10 protein-coding genes are annotated in these 17,682 nt (G+C 60.6%); 9 read left to right on the top strand and 1 reads right to left on the bottom strand.

From position 1 onward, the window contains the following. Nucleotides 1-24: 24 nt before the first annotated feature. The 6 genes from ACILSR_RS09910 (at nucleotide 25) to ACILSR_RS09935 (ending at nucleotide 12,569) form a co-directional block, all read left to right on the top strand. Entirely contained in the window at nucleotides 25-1,572 is a 1,548-nt protein-coding gene (locus ACILSR_RS09910) for a response regulator (protein ID WP_395749602.1), read from the top strand. A gap of 214 nt (nucleotides 1,573-1,786) precedes the next feature. Continuing rightward, the gene (locus ACILSR_RS09915) at nucleotides 1,787-5,980 is read left to right on the top strand and encodes a PVC-type heme-binding CxxCH protein (protein ID WP_395749603.1); all 4,194 of its coding nucleotides are present in this window, start codon (nucleotides 1,787-1,789) and stop codon (nucleotides 5,978-5,980) included. A gap of 131 nt (nucleotides 5,981-6,111) precedes the next feature. Continuing rightward, nucleotides 6,112-9,471 (top strand): family 16 glycoside hydrolase, encoded by a 3,360-nt coding sequence (locus ACILSR_RS09920; protein ID WP_395749604.1) that lies wholly within the window; start codon nucleotides 6,112-6,114, stop codon nucleotides 9,469-9,471. Between the two features lie 54 nt (nucleotides 9,472-9,525). Next, nucleotides 9,526-9,894, top strand: a complete 369-nt coding sequence (locus ACILSR_RS09925) for a hypothetical protein (protein WP_395749605.1) — start codon at nucleotides 9,526-9,528, stop codon at nucleotides 9,892-9,894. 61 nt (nucleotides 9,895-9,955) lie between these two features. Continuing rightward, complete coding sequence (locus ACILSR_RS09930) at nucleotides 9,956-11,353, top strand: sulfatase (RefSeq protein ID WP_395749606.1); 1,398 nt, start codon at nucleotides 9,956-9,958, stop codon at nucleotides 11,351-11,353. 154 nt (nucleotides 11,354-11,507) lie between these two features. Next, the gene (locus tag ACILSR_RS09935) at nucleotides 11,508-12,569 is read left to right on the top strand and encodes a cytochrome P450 (RefSeq protein WP_395749607.1); all 1,062 of its coding nucleotides are present in this window, start codon (nucleotides 11,508-11,510) and stop codon (nucleotides 12,567-12,569) included. Nucleotides 12,570-12,724: 155 nt separating this feature from the next. Here the strand turns inward: ACILSR_RS09935 and ACILSR_RS09940 are convergent, their stop codons facing one another. Next, nucleotides 12,725-13,198, bottom strand: a complete 474-nt coding sequence (locus ACILSR_RS09940) for a hypothetical protein (protein WP_395749608.1) — start codon at nucleotides 13,196-13,198, stop codon at nucleotides 12,725-12,727. Nucleotides 13,199-13,311: 113 nt separating this feature from the next. Between ACILSR_RS09940 and ACILSR_RS09945 the strand changes: the two genes are divergently transcribed. Genes ACILSR_RS09945 through ACILSR_RS09955 form a run of 3 tightly spaced genes read left to right on the top strand, consistent with a single transcriptional unit; the run spans nucleotide 13,312 to nucleotide 17,664 of the window. Continuing rightward, a complete protein-coding gene (locus ACILSR_RS09945; protein ID WP_395749609.1) occupies nucleotides 13,312-14,739 on the top strand; it encodes a sulfatase in 1,428 nt (475 codons plus the stop codon). Nucleotides 14,740-14,780: 41 nt separating this feature from the next. Then, nucleotides 14,781-16,211 (top strand): sulfatase, encoded by a 1,431-nt coding sequence (locus tag ACILSR_RS09950; protein WP_395749610.1) that lies wholly within the window; start codon nucleotides 14,781-14,783, stop codon nucleotides 16,209-16,211. 46 nt (nucleotides 16,212-16,257) lie between these two features. Next, on the top strand, nucleotides 16,258-17,664 hold the full coding sequence (locus tag ACILSR_RS09955) for a sulfatase (protein WP_395749611.1): 1,407 nt from the start codon (nucleotides 16,258-16,260) through the stop codon (nucleotides 17,662-17,664). The last annotated feature ends 18 nt before the right edge of the window (nucleotides 17,665-17,682 follow it).

The following is a 17,682-nucleotide window of genomic DNA, read 5'->3' on the forward strand; positions in this document are numbered from 1 at the left end:
CCGAGCGGTTCAGGCACCGTGCAATTGAGAATCTTCCTCCTCGATGACAATGACATCGACCGTGAGGCCTGCCGGCGCAGCCTGGCCCGGGTGGAGGTGGTGGCCTATGAGTTTGTGGAGCACAACTCCGTGGACGGCGCCCTGGACCGTGTGCGTGAGTGGGACCCTCATTGCATCCTGCTGGACTACCACCTGCACGATGGCACCGGGCTGCAGTTCCTCGAGTCTCTCAGTGAGATTGGCGGCCCGCGCCGTTACCCGGTGGTGATGCTCACTGGCACGGGAAATGAGCAAATTGCGGTGGAGGTGATGAAGACCGGCGCGCAGGACTACCTTTCCAAGGAGAGCCTGAATCCTGAGCTGCTGCACCGCACCATCGAGGCAGCCATCTACCGCGCGCGCACGGAGCGCCTGCTGGAGGAGCAGCGCATCGAAATGGCGCGGCTCTACCTGGAGGCGCAAGACGCCAACACCCGCAAAGACCAGTTCCTGGCCAATCTTTCCCACGAACTCCGCACCCCTCTGACCCCGGTGCTCACCGCCGTGAGCCAGACGGATTTCACCGGCGTGACGAACCAGGACTTCATCGAAACGTTTGCAATGATCCGGCGCAACATCGAGCTGGAGGCGCGCCTCATTGACGACATGCTCGATCTCACGCGCATCAGCACCGGCAAGCTGCAGATCCATGCCCGCACTATTGACCTGCATGAGGTGCTGCACTACGCCGCGGAGGCCTGCGAGTCCGAGCGTGAGGCAAAGCACATCCGCCTGGAGTGGCGTCTGGCCCAGGAGCGCATCCTGCTCAGCGCGGACGCCGGCCGGGTCCAGCAGGTCTTCTGGAACCTCTTCAAGAATGCGGTGAAGTTCACGCCCTCCGGTGGCGTCATCACCGTAACCACCCGCAGGGACGGCGGGGAGGTGCAGATCGAAGTCGCGGACACCGGCATCGGCCTGCCGGTGGACAACGCCGAGAAAATATTCGACGCCTTTGAGCAGGGAAGCTCGGAGGTGACGCGCAAGTTTGGCGGCCTCGGCCTGGGGCTGGCCATTTCAAAGGCCCTCGTCACTGCACACGGCGGCACCATCCAGGCCGCCAACCGCGCGGAAGGCAGCGGTGCTGTGTTCAGAGTCCGCCTGCCGCTCGGTCAGTCCCAGCCGCCGCAGACCTCCCAGCCACGTAGCACCTCCCGGTCGGTCAGCCCGGCCGCCGCCAAGGGCGCGTCCATTCTCCTCGTGGAGGATCATGCAGACAGCGCCTCGGTGCTCAGCCGCATGCTCGCCTCCCGCGGCTTCCACGTGCAGGTCGCATCCACCGCGGGGCAGGCCCTGGATCTGGCTGCCGCCCACTCCTTCGACTGTCTCATCAGCGATCTCGGCCTGCCGGATGCCAGCGGCCTCGAACTCATGAAGACCCTCTCCACCACCACTCCCCTCCCGGCCATCGCTCTGAGCGGCTACGGCATGGAGAGTGATGTGCAGCGCTCTCTCGCCGCCGGCTTTAGATATCACCTGACCAAGCCCGTGGACTTTCAGCAGGTTCTCAGCGCGCTCCAGGATTTGCTGGGTTGAAGGGTGTCAGGCAGCTCCGGGGAGTCGCCATGGCCCTCCGCAAGAGGGTTCCAAACCCAGTCTAAACTGGAACCACGGAATTTGGGTTACGTGTCTGGATGTCAAGCTTGCATCACCAGTGCCGAAAGTTCAATCCCGTGTCAAAACGCACATTTTTCTTGTCCGGTTTCGTCGCCCCGTGCGGTAATAGCTTTCCCGCCCGTTTTTTCCAACCATGAAGCATCTCCTGTTCACCCTCGCCCTCCTCGGCTCGGTCGCATCCGCGTCCGCCCAGGAATATCTCGAAGTCGCCGCCAATCCGGTCGGCGCTGGCAAAGGCAAAAAGATCGTCCTGGTGGCAGGTGACGAGGAGTACCGCACCGAGGAGAGCATGCCCATGCTGGCCAAAATCCTGGCCAAGACCCACGGCTTCAACTGCATCGTCCTTTTCTCCACCGACGAAAAAGGCGGCTACATCGACCCCAACAACCAGAAGAACATCCGCGGCACCGAGGTGATCGACGACGCCGACCTCCTCATCATCGGCACCCGCTTCCGCCAGCTTCCAGACGACAGCCTCGCCCACTTCGCCAAGTTCCTGAATGCCGGCAAACCCGTCATCGGTTTCCGCACCGCCACACACGCCTTCACCGGCAGTGCCAAAACCGGCGACTTCAAGTGGAGCGAATTCGGCCTTAAAATCCTCGGCGAGAAATGGGTCAGCCACCACGGCTCGCACAAAAAGGAAGGCACCCGCAGCGTCGTCGTCGAGGCCAACGGCCAGAACGAAATCCTGCGCGGCGTCGGCGAAATCTTCTGCACAACAGACGTCTATGGCGCGCCTGATGTGAGGCCAGACAGCGACACCATCCTGCTTCGCGGCGCGGTCACCGAAACCCTTGATCCCAAATCGAAAGCCGTAGCCACCGCCAAGAACGACCCCATGCAGCCCATCGCCTGGCTGCACGACTACACCTCTCCGGACGGCAGCGCCAAAGGCCGCTCCTTCTGCACCACCATGGGTGCCTCCCTGGACTACACCGACGAAAACCTCCGCCGCCTCATCGTCAATGCGGTGCACTCCCTGCTCAAGCTGCCCGTGCCTGCCAAGGCAGACGTCGCCTTCATCGATCCCTTTAATCCCACCGCCTTCGGCTTCATCAAAGACTCGGCCTACTTCAAGCAGCGCAATCTGAAACCCGGCGACTTCGCCACCGGGAGCAGCCCTTCGATGGGAATGCCCGAAGACAAATCCAAGCAAACCTCCGGCAAAAAAGCAGACGCCAAAAAACCCGAAGAAGTCAAAGCCCCGCATCAGCCCAGCGCTGAACCTTCCGCCGCCACCGCCGCGCGCCCGCAAGCCGTCGCACCACCCAGCAAGGGCGAGCACATCGTCCTCATCGGCAACGGCCTTGCCGAGCGCGACACTTGGTACAGCAAGATCGAAACCGAGCTGCAGCTTCGCTACCCCGACCGCGACCTCTTCTTCCGCAACATGGGCCACGTGGGAGACACCCCCGGCTTCCGTCCCCATCCCTCACGCGGCTCTCAGTGGGCCTTCCCCGGCGCGGAGAAATTCCACCCCGACAAGACCATCCACAACGGCCAGGGCTTCTACTCCACCCCCGACCAGTGGCTCACCCATCTCCAGGCAGACACCATCGTCGCCTTCTTCGGCTACAATGAATCATTCGACGGCCCCTCCAAAGTGGGCAACTTCGAAGCCGAACTCGACGCCTGGGTGGTGCACACTTTGAGCAAGGCCTACAACGGCAAGACCGCCCCCCGCGTCGTGCTCGTCAGCCCCATTGCCTACGAAAATCAGAGCGCGAAACGCGACTTGCCCAAGGGAGATGTGGAAAACGCCAACCTCCTCCTCTATGCCGCCGCCATCGAGAAAGTCGCCAAAAAACACGGCCTCACCTACATCGATCTATTCACTCCCACGCAGGAGATCGAGTCCAAAGGCGGCAGCGAATTCTTCACCACCGGTGGCTTCATCCCCACCGAGAAAGGTTATGAAGAAATCGGCAAGCTCCTCGCCACCGGCCTTTACGGCCACGCCAGCCGTGAATCCAAGGCCGACCCCAAGCTCGTGCATGAGGCCGTGAAGGAAAAAGACTGGTTCTGGAACACCGACTACAACATCCTCAACGGCGTCCACGCCCACGGCCGCCGCTACAATCCCTACGGCCCGCAGAACTACCCGGATGAAGTGCAGAAGAGCCGCGAAATGACCGCGCTGCGCGACAACCTCATCCACGCCGTGGCCGCCGGCAAAACCACCGAACTGAAGGTGGACGACAGCAAGACCCACGCGCTGCCTCCCGTGCCGACGAACTATGTGCCGAGCGTGAAGAACGGCAGTGAGAAGTACATGTATGGAGAGGAAGCCGTGAAATCCCTCACCGTGCCCGAAGGCTACAAGGTTGAGATGTTTGCCTCCGAAAAAGAGTTCCCCAATCTCGCGAACCCCATGCAGATGTCCTTTGACAACAAAGGCCGCCTCTGGGTCGCCACCATGCCCACCTACCCGCACTACCGCCCCGGTGATGCCATGCCGGACGACAAAATCCTCATCTACGAGGACACCAACAACGACGGCAAGGCCGACAAGGAAACCGTATTCGCCGACAAGCTCCATCTGCCCATCGGCTTCGAGTTCGCCACGGAAGGCATCTACGTCACCCAGGAGCCCAATCTCGTCCTGCTGCGCGACACCAACGGCGACGACAAAGCCGACAGCATGGAGATCGTGCTCGGTGGCTTTGACACCCACGACACCCATCACGCCATCAGCGCCTTCACCGCAGATCCCAGCGGTGCCTTCATGCTCTGCGAGGGCGTCTTCCTCCACTCCAATATCGAAACGCCTTACGGCCCCGTACGCTGCGTCGATGGCGGCTTCTTCCGCTACAGCCCGCAGCGTGGCATGCTGGAGCGCACCATCCAGATGGGCATCCCCAATCCCTGGGGCTTCGTTTTTGACCAGTGGGGCCAGGACTTCCTCCTCCACACCTCCGGCACCACCATGAACTGGGCTCTTCCCGTGGAGGTGAAACCCTCCTTTGGCAGCAAGACCCCCTCCACCGCCGACCTCGTGCCAGACGGCCACAAAGTCCGCCCCACCAGCGGCCTCGAAGTCGTCTCCTCCCGCCACTTCCCCGATGAAGTGCAGGGCGACCTGATCTACTGCAACGCCATCGGCTTCCTTGGCATCAAGCAGGTCAAAATCGAAGACAACGGCACCGGCTGGAAAACCGCCCACCGCCACGACCTGCTCACCAGCAAGGACGGGAACTTCCGTCCCGTCGATCTCGAGTTCGCCCCCGATGGCTCCCTCTACGTCATCGACTGGCACAACGTCCTCATCGGCCACATGCAGCACAACGCACGCGATCCTCTGCGCGACCACGTCCACGGCCGCATCTACCGCATCACCTACCCCGGCCGCCCATTGGTGAAGCCCGCGCAAGTCGCCGGCGCCCCGCTCAAGACCCTCTTCGAAAACCTCAAGGAACCCGAGCTCCGCACCCGCTACCGTACCCGCCGCGAACTGCGCGCGCACGATGCCAAGGAAGTCCTCCCCGCCGTCAAAGCCTGGGCCGCCGAGCAGAAAGACACTCACGCCAAGCTCGAAGCCCTCTGGACCACCTGGGGCCTGAACGAGGCCGATGAAGGCCTCCTGCGCGAGATGCTCGCCTCCCCCGACTTCCACGCCCGCGCCGCCGCCGTGCGCGTCCTGCGCTATAACACGCACCGTATCGCCGATCACGTGGCCCTGCTGGAAAAAGCCGCCGCCGATGAACACGGCCGCGTGCGTCTGGAAGCCGTCGTCGCCGCCTCCTGGCTGCCGAACATTCCTGCCGCCAAAAACATCGTCGCCATCGCCGCCAAGCTTCCGCAGGATGACTGGAACAAAGCCGCCATCAAAACCGCCGCCGACCGCCTCGCCGGCGTGGCAGAAGTCGTGAAGCCCGAGCACCCCGTCGTGCCTGCTCCAGCCTACCTGAGCGATGCCGCCAAGAAGCAGTTCAAGCTCGGCCAGGAAATCTATTTCCGCGAAGGCCACTGCGTCACCTGCCATCAGCCAAATGGCGCCGGCCTTGACCCCGCCTTCCCCAGCATCGTCAACAGCCCCTGGATCACCACCGACCGCGACCGCCTCATCAAGATCGCCATGTACGGCTTGATGGGCCCCATCAAAGTCGGCAACAAAGAATACAACGGCCAGGTCCCCATGACCCCCTTCGGCGGCATGCTCAAGGACGAAGAAATCGCCAGCGTCCTCACCTTCGTCCGCAACCACTTCGGCAACAAAGCCGACCCCATCACCCCCGCCGAAGTCAAATCCATCCGCGACGCCAACCCCGGCCGCATGATGCTCTACACCACCGACGAGCTGCTGAAGCAGCATCCGATGAAGTAAGCAGCAGCTACAAAACGAATGATCCCCCAACGCCGGGCCCTCACAGGCCCGGCGTTGTCGTTTTGCCGAATCCGACACATCCTTTGCCGGTAGTTTTTGACAGACGGGCGCGTTTTACCACGCGCCCAACCATGAACCGTCTCCTTCTTTTCTCCCTTCTGTTCTCCTCCTTCGCCACCGCGCAGGAGGGCTTCAAACCGCTATTCAATGGCAAGGACCTCACCGGCTGGGACGGCAACCCCGAGCTCTGGAGCGTTGAAGACGGCTGCATCACCGGCAAAACCACCGGACCTGAGCAGCTCAGTTACAATCAGTTCCTCATCTGGCGCGGTGGCAAGGTGAAGAACTTTGAGCTGCATGCGAAGATCAAGGAAACGGGCAACAACACGGGCATCCAGTACCGCAGCAAGGAACTTCCGGAGAATGGCAAGTGGTCCATCGGCGGCTATCAGTGCGACATCCACCCTGCCACACCGAACAATGCGATGGTCTATGAAGAACGCGGGCGCGGCATCATCGTGCAAAACGGGCAGGGCGTGGTGATTGATCCCGAGGGCAAGCGCTGGCTGGCCTCCGAGCATGAGCCGGTGAAGGTGGACATCGCGGAATGGCATGAGTACACGGTCATCGCGCAGGGGAATCATTTGATTCACAAGATCGACGGCAAGGTGACGATCGATCTGCTCGACTTTGAGGAATCGAAGCGCGCGCTGGAGGGCCTGATCGCATTTCAGATTCATCGTGGTCCGGCCATGAACGTGCAGATCAAGGACGTCATGCTCAAGGAGCTGCCAGACGGCGGCGTCATCTCATTCGAAAAGTCGGCCATCCCCAGCGATGCGCAGATCATCGAGGCCAAGGCTCCCGCGAAGGGCAAAGGTAAAGGCAAAGCGCAGCCACCCGCTGCCGCTCCGGTTCCTGCGCCTACACCTGCTCCGGCCAAGGGCGATGCCAAAGGCAAGAATGCAGCCGCCAAAGGAAAGCCGAAACGTCCAGATGCCGTCGGTCCGGCCATCGGCGCAAATGTGGCCACACCGGTCACCAACATCAAAACCCTGCCGGATTTCAAAGTGGAGCTCCTCTACTCCGTTCCCGGTGGCGATGAAGGCTCCTGGGTGAATCTCTGCACAGACGACAAATGCCGCATCTATGCCAGCGACCAGTATGGCGGTCTCTATCGCTTCAACATGCCCGCCCCCGGCCAGACGCTGAAACCGGGCGACGTGCAGAAGGTTCCCGCCGACATCCGTGCGGTGAACGGCATGCTGTTTGCCTTTGGCGCGCTCTACGTTGGCGTGAACGACTACGAAAAGAAGATCCCCAGCGGCCTGTACCGGATCACTGACAGCGACAACGACGACATGCCCGACAAGGTGGAAATGCTGCGTGCGATTGATTCCGGCGGCGATCACGGCGTGCACGCGGTGCTACTCACTCCTGACGGCAAGGGCCTGTATCTCATCACGGGCAACAACGCCGTGCTCACGGAAACCGTCCCGACCTCGCCCGTGCAGAAGCTTTGGGGAGATGACCACCTGCTGCCGCGCATGCCTGACGGTCGCGGTCACAACCGCCATGTCATGGCCCCGGGCGGGAATGTTTATCGCGTCTCCCCCGATGGAAAAGAATTCATCCAGTTCGCCAACGGCTTCCGCAACATCTTCGACGGCGGCGTGAACCGCGAGGGCGAGCTCTTCGTCTATGACGCCGACATGGAGTATGACTTCAACACTTCCTGGTATCGCCCAACGCGCATCAATCACGTCGTCAGCGGTGCAGAGTACGGCTGGCGCAACGGCGCGGGCAAGTATCCCGAGTTCTACTATGACAGCCTGCCCGCAACGCTGAACATCGGCCCCGGATCACCCACCGGCTGCACTTTTGGTTATGGCGCGAAGTTCCCCGCCAAATACCAGGATGCTTTCTACGCGCTCGACTGGAGCTGGGGAAAAATCTACGCCGTTCATCTCACGCCGAGCGGATCGACCTACACCGCAACGAAGGAAGAATTCGTCACCGGTGGCCCGCTGCCTGTGAGCGATGCCATCATCGGCAAAGACGGCGCGATGTACTTCACCATCGGCGGCCGCCGTGTGCAGTCCGGACTTTATCGCGTGACCTACACCGGGAAGGAATCGACAGCCCCGGTGACATCCAAGCCGAAGATCACACCCGCAGCGGAACTGCGCCATGAGCTTGCCGCCTACCACGGCAAAGCTGACCCGAAAGCCGTCGCTTTTGCCTGGCCGCATCTCAGTGACAAGGACCGCTTCATCCGCAGCGCCGCACGCACGGTGCTGGAGCACAACCCCATCTCTGAATGGGAGAGCAAGGCGCTCAATGAAAAGAATGCCACCGCGCAGCTCGAAGCGCTGCTGGCGCTGACGCGCATGACCGGCGTGTGCCCCACCCACCGCACCGCAGGCCATGTGGTGAACACCGCCAGGCGTGATGAAATCCTCGCCGCGTTGCTAAAGCGCGACTTCAAGAAACTCAGCAACGAGCAGCGCATGGCCTATGTGCGCCTCGTTGAGATCGTCCTGCACCGCTTTGGCAATCCAGATGACGCCACGGTCGCTGCTATCATCGCCAAGCTCGATCCCGCGTATCCAGCGGACAACTTTGAACTCAACTGGCTGCTCACCGAAACGCTCGCTTATCTCCAGGCGCCGAACACCGCAGCGAAAGCCATGGCCCTCATCGCTTCCGCGGAAAGCCAGGAGCCGCAGGTCGAATATGCCCGCAGCCTGCGCTTCCTGAAGACTGGCTGGACCAAGGAGCTGCGCACGCAGCAGCTTGAGTTCTTCCTCAAGGCCGCCAACTACAAAGGTGGCAGCAGCTTCTCCATCTTCATCGACTTCATCCGCAAAGACTCGCTCGCCACCTTCACACCTGAAGAAAACACGCAGCTTGCCGAACTCATCGCCAAGAAGCCCGAAGTGAAGAGCGCCATCGAGAACGTCGGAGCCATGTTCGTGGGCCGCACGCCGACCATGTGGACGCTGGACGAACTCAGCGCCGCTTCCAAAACTGGTATGAAGGGCCGCAGCTTTGAGAACGGCAGAAAGATGTTCACCGCCGCCGCCTGCTACACCTGCCACCGTTTCGGCAACGCCGGCGGCATGACCGGTCCGGATCTCACCGGTGCCGGCGGCCGCTACAGCCCGCACGATCTGCTCGACAACATCATCAACCCCAGCAAGGTCATCAACGAGCAGTTCGTCCCCATCATCGTCACCAAGAACGACGGCACCATCATGAGCGGAGTGGTGGTGAATCTCAGCGGCGACGGCGTGACCCTGAACACCGACCTCACCGATCCGAATCAGCGCGTGAACGTGGACCGCAAGGAAGTAAAGAGCATCGAGCTCAGCACTGTCTCCCCCATGCCGCCGATGCTCCTCGCCATGCTGAAGAAGGACGAGATTCTTGATCTCGTGGCCTACGTGCTGAGCGGCGGGGACAAGGAGAACAAGATGTTTGGGAAGTGAGCTGAATCGCTAGTTGCCAGAATGGCGGTGCGACAGATCTTCTCTCAAGCCGCCATGCTCAGTGTCCATTCTATCCCAGAGCGAGTGCTCAGATCACTGCCTGCCCATGTGCCGGGACATCCAGACATACGGATCAGTAACTGTCAGGGTCCAGTAGGTTCGGACGACCCGACACCAAGCACCTTCTTCTTTGATAAGGGCAGGTTCAAAATCGTCCTCCAAATCGTCGATGTTCAGCCTCGGCAGAGTGCCCAGTACAACCGTCTATGGTTCTTCGTGCTGCTTGAGAGGCAGAGAACTTGGCTGGCTTTTCTGCAAAACAGGTTTTGCAAGTTGGTGCGCCGTTACCTGCAAAGCCTTGGCGCAACCGACACTGGAGAAGATTTGTCGGATTTCCTATCAAAACTGCAATCGGCCAATTGATGACGACACCAGTGCCGCACTTTTGCCAGAACTCGCTCTCCCCATCGTTATCTCTAGTCCCATGAAACGTCTCGCCTTGCTCTTGCTTGCCATTTGCCCCTCCCTGCTCGCCGCGGAGAAACCCAACATCCTCGTCATCGTCGCGGATGATCTTGGTTATGCGGACATTGGTGTGCATGGGGGGAAGGCGGTGCCGACGCCGAACATTGATGCGCTGGCGGCCAGCGGCGTGCGCTGCACGAACGGCTATGTCACCGCTCCATACTGCAGCCCGTCGCGGGCGGGGTTTCTCACGGGGAAGTCGCAGACGCGGTTTGGGCATGAGTTCAATCCGCATGTGGGGGATGAGGCGAAGCTGGGGCTGCCACTGGATCAGAAAACGATCGCCAATGTGCTGCATGACGAGGGCTATGCGACTTCGCTTATTGGCAAATGGCATCAGGGCTTTGATGCGGCGCATCATCCGCAGTCGCGCGGGTTTGATGAGTTCTTTGGTTTCCTGGTGGGCGGACACAATTATTTGCTGCACAAGGATGCGGAGCCGGAGTTTGGCTCCGCGCATTCGCACGACATGATCTACCGCGGCCGTGAGCTGCAGCATCTGGAAGGTTATGCGACGGATCTCTTCACGAATGAGGCGCTCGGATTTATGAACCGCAGCGCGGCCAAGCCGTGGTTTCTGTATCTGGCTTACAATGCCGTGCATACGCCGCTGGAGATCGCAGACAGAGTCAAGGGCCGCATTCCTGCGGATGTCACCGATGAGAACCGCCGCGGCTATCTTTCGCTGCTGCTGGCGCTGGACGATGACATCGGCCGAGTCACTGCTGAGCTGAAGGCGAAGCATCCGAACACGCTGGTGTTCTTTTTCAGCGACAACGGCGGCTCCGGCAGGAAGCCCTTCTTTGCCTACAACACGGGCGTCAATACTCCGCTGCGGGGAGACAAAGGCCAGACGCTGGAAGGCGGCATCCGCGTACCGTTCTTCGTGAGCTGGCCGGGCAAGCTGCCGGCTGGCAAGACCTATGACCAACCGGTGAGCACCATGGACATTCTGCCCACCGCCTGCGCCATCACCGCTGCGAAGCAGCCGGACGGCGTCGAAGGTGTGAACCTTCTCCCTCATTTGAAAGGCGAAGTCTCAACCGCGCCGCATGAGATGCTGGCGTGGCGCTTTGGTCCCCAAAAAGCCATCCGTCAGGGAAGCTGGAAGCTGGTGGATGTGCGAGACATGGAGACCAAGACCCAATCCGGCTGGCAGCTTTACGACCTGAGCACCGATATCGGCGAGCAGCACAACCTCGCCGCTGAAAAGCCCGAGCTCGCCGCCAAACTGGCGAAATCCTGGGATGAATGGAATGCGAAAAATATCGCGCCACAGTGGCATGGCTCTCCGAACGAAGACCCCACCGCTCCGGCAAAACAGGCAGCCAAGCAGGGCAAGGCGAAAAAGAAGTGACCAAACGGCCTTAGCACAGGCCGCAGGCATCATTCTACAAAGAGCAGCCATTGCGCAGAATGCTGTCCGCGTTCAGCGTTCCTGTTTCAGCATTCGTTATTCTCTCTCATGCCCGCCTTTTCCGATCCCTTCCGCGAAGTCCGCAGACATCACCATGATCCTGCGCCACGAAGACGTGCGCAAGGCGGCGAAGGACTGGCAGACCTTCAGCTCCGACGCGCCCTTCCGGGTGCCGATCCCTTCTGAGGAGGCCGTGCGCACCATGCGCCAGCTGCCCATCGAGACCAATCCGCCGGAGCACACCGACTACCGCGCCATCGTGGAGCCTTTTTTCCAACGTTCCAAAGATCCTGCAGTGATTGCACAGGTCGAGGCGCTGATGGACGGCATGCTCTCGCAGGCGCTGGGCCGCGACTCGATTGAGATCGTCAACGAGTTCGCGCTGCCCATCCAGTCACGTGCCCTGACCCACCTGCTCAACGTGCCTGCATCCGAAGGCGAAACCTGGATCGGCTGGGGCATCCACGTCTTCAAAGTCACTGGCGGCGAGTTTAAAACCGGCAACGTGCTGGAGGATTACCTCCACGCGCAGTTCGACCGCGCCGAGGCGAATCCCGGCGCAGACTTTTTCAGCGCGCTCACACAAGCCGAGTATCGCGGCCGCAAGCTCACACGTGAGGAGATGATGGGCTTCGCCAACCTCGCCTTCGCCGGTGGCCGTGACACCATCATCCACACCATTTCCTGCGCCCTGGGTTATCTGGCGGAACATCCGGAAGCCTTGGAATTTCTGCGCGAAGATCCCAAGCGCATCACCCTCGCCAGCGAGGAGTTCTTCCGCGTCTTCATGCCTCTCACGCACATCGGCCGCGTCTGTCCCGCAGACACGGATGTCAATGGCACCACCGTCAAAGCCGGCGACCGCATCTCTCTCACCTGGGCCTCCGCCAACTTCGACTCCACCGCCTTCCCGCAGCCCGAAGAAGTCCGCCTTGATCGCAAACCCAACCCGCATCTCTCCTTCGGCTTTGGTACGCATCTCTGCCTCGGCGCTCCGCATGCACGCCTCATCCTGCGCACCCTGCTTAGGCTGTGCTGCGAGCGCGTGAAGAGCATTACCATTCTCAAAGCCGAAGAGCGCGTCGAGCATGAAGCCAAGTTCGATCGCACCCTCGGCTACGATTCTCTGACGGTGAAGCTTGAGGCGCTTGCATGAACGTAGGATGGATGTGGCGACAGCCCGCCCGTCTGTCAGCGTGTGAAGACGCCCCATAACTCGCACCCTCCCGAAGTCGGGCGGTTTGGCGAAGCAGTCCCCGGGTGTTGAACACGCGTCACGCGCCAAACACACCCAACCTACGAAAAAAGACCTCACCACCCGATCAGCCGCGTGATCGCCGCCCGGAGCGCGGTTTCGAGAATCACCGCCTCAGCATGCGTGACAGGAATCGTGACCTTCTTCACGCTTTTCGACGCCGCATCCTGGCGTGACATGCTCATGAAATAAGGTGCCTTCTGCGGATCATCGCGAAAGGTCAGCTCAAAGGCGCTGTTGGCCTTTTCAGACTGGTGGAAGAGCTTGGCCTGCTCCTGCCGTCCCTGCAGCGTCGCCAGTACCGCGCCGAGATCCGAGAGGGCCCACTTCATGGTGATCTTCTGCTCCCAGTCGAACTGCTTCTCCCCGCTCTGCGAAGCCGCATCCACAAATACGGCGCCTTTGCCACGGTTGAACTCGAAACGAATCACACCCCCGGTGCCGCGCCCGTTGGGTTTGTAGATGGCATATTCAGCGGACTGCTTGGTGGCGGCAGCAGTCGAGGAACCGGCGGTCGATTTCGAGGTCATGGCGCGAAAAATTAAAATGCCGCTCTTTGAATGACAAGCCTGCATGCTGAATCCGACACAGTTTTTGCTGAGATGTCATGACAGAGCCCTTCGTTACACGCGCACCACCCACCATGCATCGCGTCCCGGCCCTTCTTGTTTTGTCATTCTTCAGCGCTCTCTCGTCATTCGCGGCGGAGCAGCGCCCCAACATCCTCTTCATTCTCACCGAGGATCAAGGCGCGCACATGGGCGCTCTGGGCACGACGGATGTCAAAACACCCCACATGGATGCGCTGGCGGCCAGCGGGGCCTTGTTTCGCCGGGCCTATGTGGGGTATCCAGTTTGCTCGGCATCAAAGGCCTGCATCATGACCGGCCTGCACTCGCACACGAACGGCCTGGTCAACAACACCAACAATTACCTCAAGCCCGCTGCCAAACTCACGGAAGCGGAGAAACAAGCTCCTCCCTACCTGCACACGCGCATCCGCTCCCAGGGCGCCACGATGGTTGAGGTGCTCGCCGCGCAGGGCTATCACACGGCGGTGTGCGGAAAGCTCCACGTCTCTCCAAACGAACGCTTTCCCTACAATGACTTCATCCCGAAGCCGGGCTCCAAGCAAGCCCTCACCGGAGTCATCGCTCGGGCGGCGGGAAAGCCGTGGTTCCTGCTGCACAACAGCACGACCTACACGCACCGGCCGTTTGTGAACAGCGAGAAGCAGCCCATCACCATTGACCCCGCAAAGGTGAAACTGCCCGCGCATCTGCCAGACACACCCGTCGCACGCCGTGACTGGGCCGAGTATCTCGACGGTGTGCAGCACAACGACCAGATCGTCGGCGAGGTCATGACCGCTCTGCGGGAGTCCGGTCAGGAAGCAAACACCCTCGTCATCTTCATGGGTGATCACGGCCCGGCCTACCCGCATGGCAAGATGACTCCGTTTCATCTGGGCCTGCACATTCCGCTTGTCATTCGCCTTCCCGGAGGCAAACCGCTTGTGAGCGATGCATTGGTCAGTGAGCTCGACCTCTTGCCCACACTGCTGGATGTGCTCGGCATTCCGTATGATTCACCGCTCCACGGCATCAGCCTCAGACCCCTGCTCGAAAGCAAGCCAGACGCCAAAGGCCACGACTTCATCTTCAGCGAGGTCTCCGGCCGCTCCTTGAACCAGCAGCGTGGCATGGAGGAGCGCAGTGTGCTCGACGCCACGCATCAGCTCATTGTCCGCAGCCATCTCGACGAGCCCAAGGTTATCAATGCCGACCTCCGTGACATGAAACCTTGGATCAATCGCATCTACGGCGAGACCGTGCGCGTCAAAGCCCAGTTTCCCGAGGCCTTTCGCATCCTGCAGGAAATGGACCCGCACGCTCTGGGTGGAAAACCCCCGCTGATCGAGCTCTACGATCTCCAAAGTGATCCCGACGAACTCCACAACCTGGCTGCCGACCCCGCGCAGCGCCAGCACCTCGAACGCCTCTATGCTGCCCTGAAACAATGGCACGCAGACACTCAGGACAACACCATGATTCTGCCGCCTCTGCCTTGAAGATCATCCACCGCCCCCCATCGCACATTTCTCACAAAGCCATGAAAGCCCCGTTCCTCGCCCTGCTCGCGCTGACCTTTGTCACGTCCCTGTTCGCGGAGACAAAACCGAACATCGTCTTCATCCTGGCCGATGACCTTGGCCAGATGGACATCGGTGCGTTCAACCCGAAGTCGTTTTATGAAACGCCGAACATCGACGGGCTGGCAAAGCGCGGGATGAAGTTCACGCAGGGTTATGCGGCCTGCTGTGTGTGCTCGCCCACGCGTGGCAGCCTCATGACCGGGAAGTATCCGCCGCGCTTTGGCGTCACCAATTTCATTCCTGGAGGCCGTGCGGGCAAACTGCTGCCAGCGCCGAATGCAGGTCAGCTGCCGCTGGCGGAGGTCACCATTGCGGAGTCTCTGCGCGATGCAGGTTATGAAACGTTCTTTGCAGGCAAATGGCATCTGGGCGGCGCGGGCTTCATGCCGAGTGATCAAGGCTTCACGCATGACGCAAGCGAAAGCACCGGGCCGAAGGGCGGCAAGGGCAAAAAGCAGGACGATCCGAAGAACACCGACAGCATCACCGATGCGGCGGTGAAGTTCATCGAGGCGAACAAAGACAAGCCTTTCTATGCCTACCTGCCCTACAACGCACCGCATGTGCCCATCGGCGCACGCGCCGAACTCGTAGCGAAATGGCAGGAAAAGGCCAAGCAGGCACCCGCAGACGCCTGGGGCCAGGAGCGGACGAACCAGGTGCGCCTCGTGCAAAACAATCCGGTCTATGCTGCGATGCTGGAGCAGTTTGACGCCGCCATTGGCCGAGTGCTGTCCACTTTGGAAAAGAACGGACTCACGGAGAAAACGATTGTCGTCTTCATGTCTGACAACGGCGGACTCGCCACTGCCGAAGGACATCCCACCTCAAATCTGCCGCTGCGTGCCGGCAAAGGCTGGCCCTATGAAGGCGGCGTGCGCGAACCGATGATCGTCGTGGCTCCCGGCGTGACCAAGCCGGACACAACCTGCGATTCACCTGTCATCAGCACGGATTTTTATCCCACCCTGCTGCAGCTCACAGGCCAGTCGTTGAAACCCGAGCAGCATCTCGATGGCGTGAGCTTTCTGCCCTTGCTGAAAGGCGAGTCCGCAACTCGTGGCAAGCCGCTTTTCTGGCACTACCCGCATTATGCGAATCAAGGCGGCCCGCCATGCACCACCATCCGCGATGGCGACTGGAAACTCATTGAGTGGCACGAGGACGGCGCGCTGGAGCTTTACAACATCCCTCAGGACATCGGCGAAAAGAACAATCTGGCCGCTGCACAGCCTGACAAGGTGAAGGAGCTGCATGCGAAGCTCATCGCCTGGCGCAAGGAAGTCGGCGCACTGATGCCGACGCCCAATCCGAACTTTGATCCAAACGCGAAGCAAGAGACCTTCACCCCGAAAAAGGCAAAGAAGAAAAAGCAGGCGGCACCCTGATGCGCATTTGCTGAGATGTTGCCTCAAAATCGTTCGTTACCGGCTCATGTCCAACCTGACCCTGACATTGTTCGCTGCGGCTCTCCTGAGCCTGCCTCTTTCTGGCGCTGAAAAAATCACGCCGCCAAACATTGTCGTGTTCATCTCGGACGATCACAGCATGCTGGACTCCGAGCCCTATGGAGCTACGGATATCCGCACGCCCAACATGGCCAGGCTGGCGGCGGAGGGAATGAAGTTTACGCATGCGTTTGTAGCCTCTCCAGCCTGTGGACCCAGCCGTACCACATTGTGCACAGGCCTGTGGCCGGCGCGGAACGGGGCGGAGCCAAACCACAAGGCGAAGAATCCCGAGGTGAAATCTCTGCCGCCCGTGCTGCATGCGCTGGGTTATGAGGTGGCCGCTTTTGGCAAAGTGGCGCATGGCAACTACGGCAAGGACCATGGCTTTGATGTTCTCGGCGGCCAGCAGCAGGGCGATTCAGACACCGTGGAAGTGGCCAAATTTCTCAACACCCGAGATGCCTCCAAGCCACTCTGCCTTTTCTTTGGCACTCATCACCCGCATGTGCCCTGGGGAGAAAATGCAGGCTATGACGCTGGCACCATCAAACTGCCGCCCACTCACCTGGACACCGCAGCGACGCGGGAGCAGCGCGCGCGCTACTGTTCGGACATCACGCGCGCAGACACACTGCTTGGCGAGCTGCGTGCGCTGGCCAAAGACAAGGTGCCGGGAGACACGCTCTTCATCTACACCGCCGATCACGGCGGGCAGTGGCCGTTTGGGAAATGGAATCTGTACGATGCAGGCATCCGCATTCCCTTCATCGCGGCATGGCCGGGTCATTTGAAACCGGCATCCAGGAGTGATGCCTTGATCGCCTGGCCGGATCTCATCCCCACCTTCATCGAGCTCGGTGGCGGCACGGTGCCGGAGGGCATTGACGGTAAATCTTTTGCCCCCGTGCTGCTGGGAAAGGCCACCACTCACCGCGAAAAAATCTTCACCACCCAAAGCGGGGATGGCGACTTCAATGTCTATCCCATTCGCAGCGTGCGCACACGCGATTGGAAATACATCCGCAATCTGCACCCCGAGTTTCAGCATCACACCCACATCTCGCGCTCCAGCAATGTGCTGAGCGGTTACAACTACTGGCAGAGCTGGCTCACCGCCGCAGAAACCAGCACCGCCGCCGCCGCCGTCGTGAAACGCTACTCCATTCGCCCGGCGGAGGAGCTCTACGATCTGAAGAGCGACCCCGATGAACTGCACAATCTCGCCGCCGAGCCCGCGCAGGCGGAGCGCCTGCAGCAGATGCGTGCCGATGTGGATGCCTGGATGCAGCAGCAGGGCGACAAGCAGACCGTCTTTGGAAAACCACTGCTAATTGGCGAACCCGTCACCATGGTGGATCCCGGCGCCGGCAAAAAGAAGAAAGCCAAATGACTGCTCATCTCTATTCTC

Source organism: Prosthecobacter sp. (assembly GCF_044222565.1).
Lineage (GTDB): Bacteria > Verrucomicrobiota > Verrucomicrobiia > Verrucomicrobiales > Verrucomicrobiaceae > Prosthecobacter.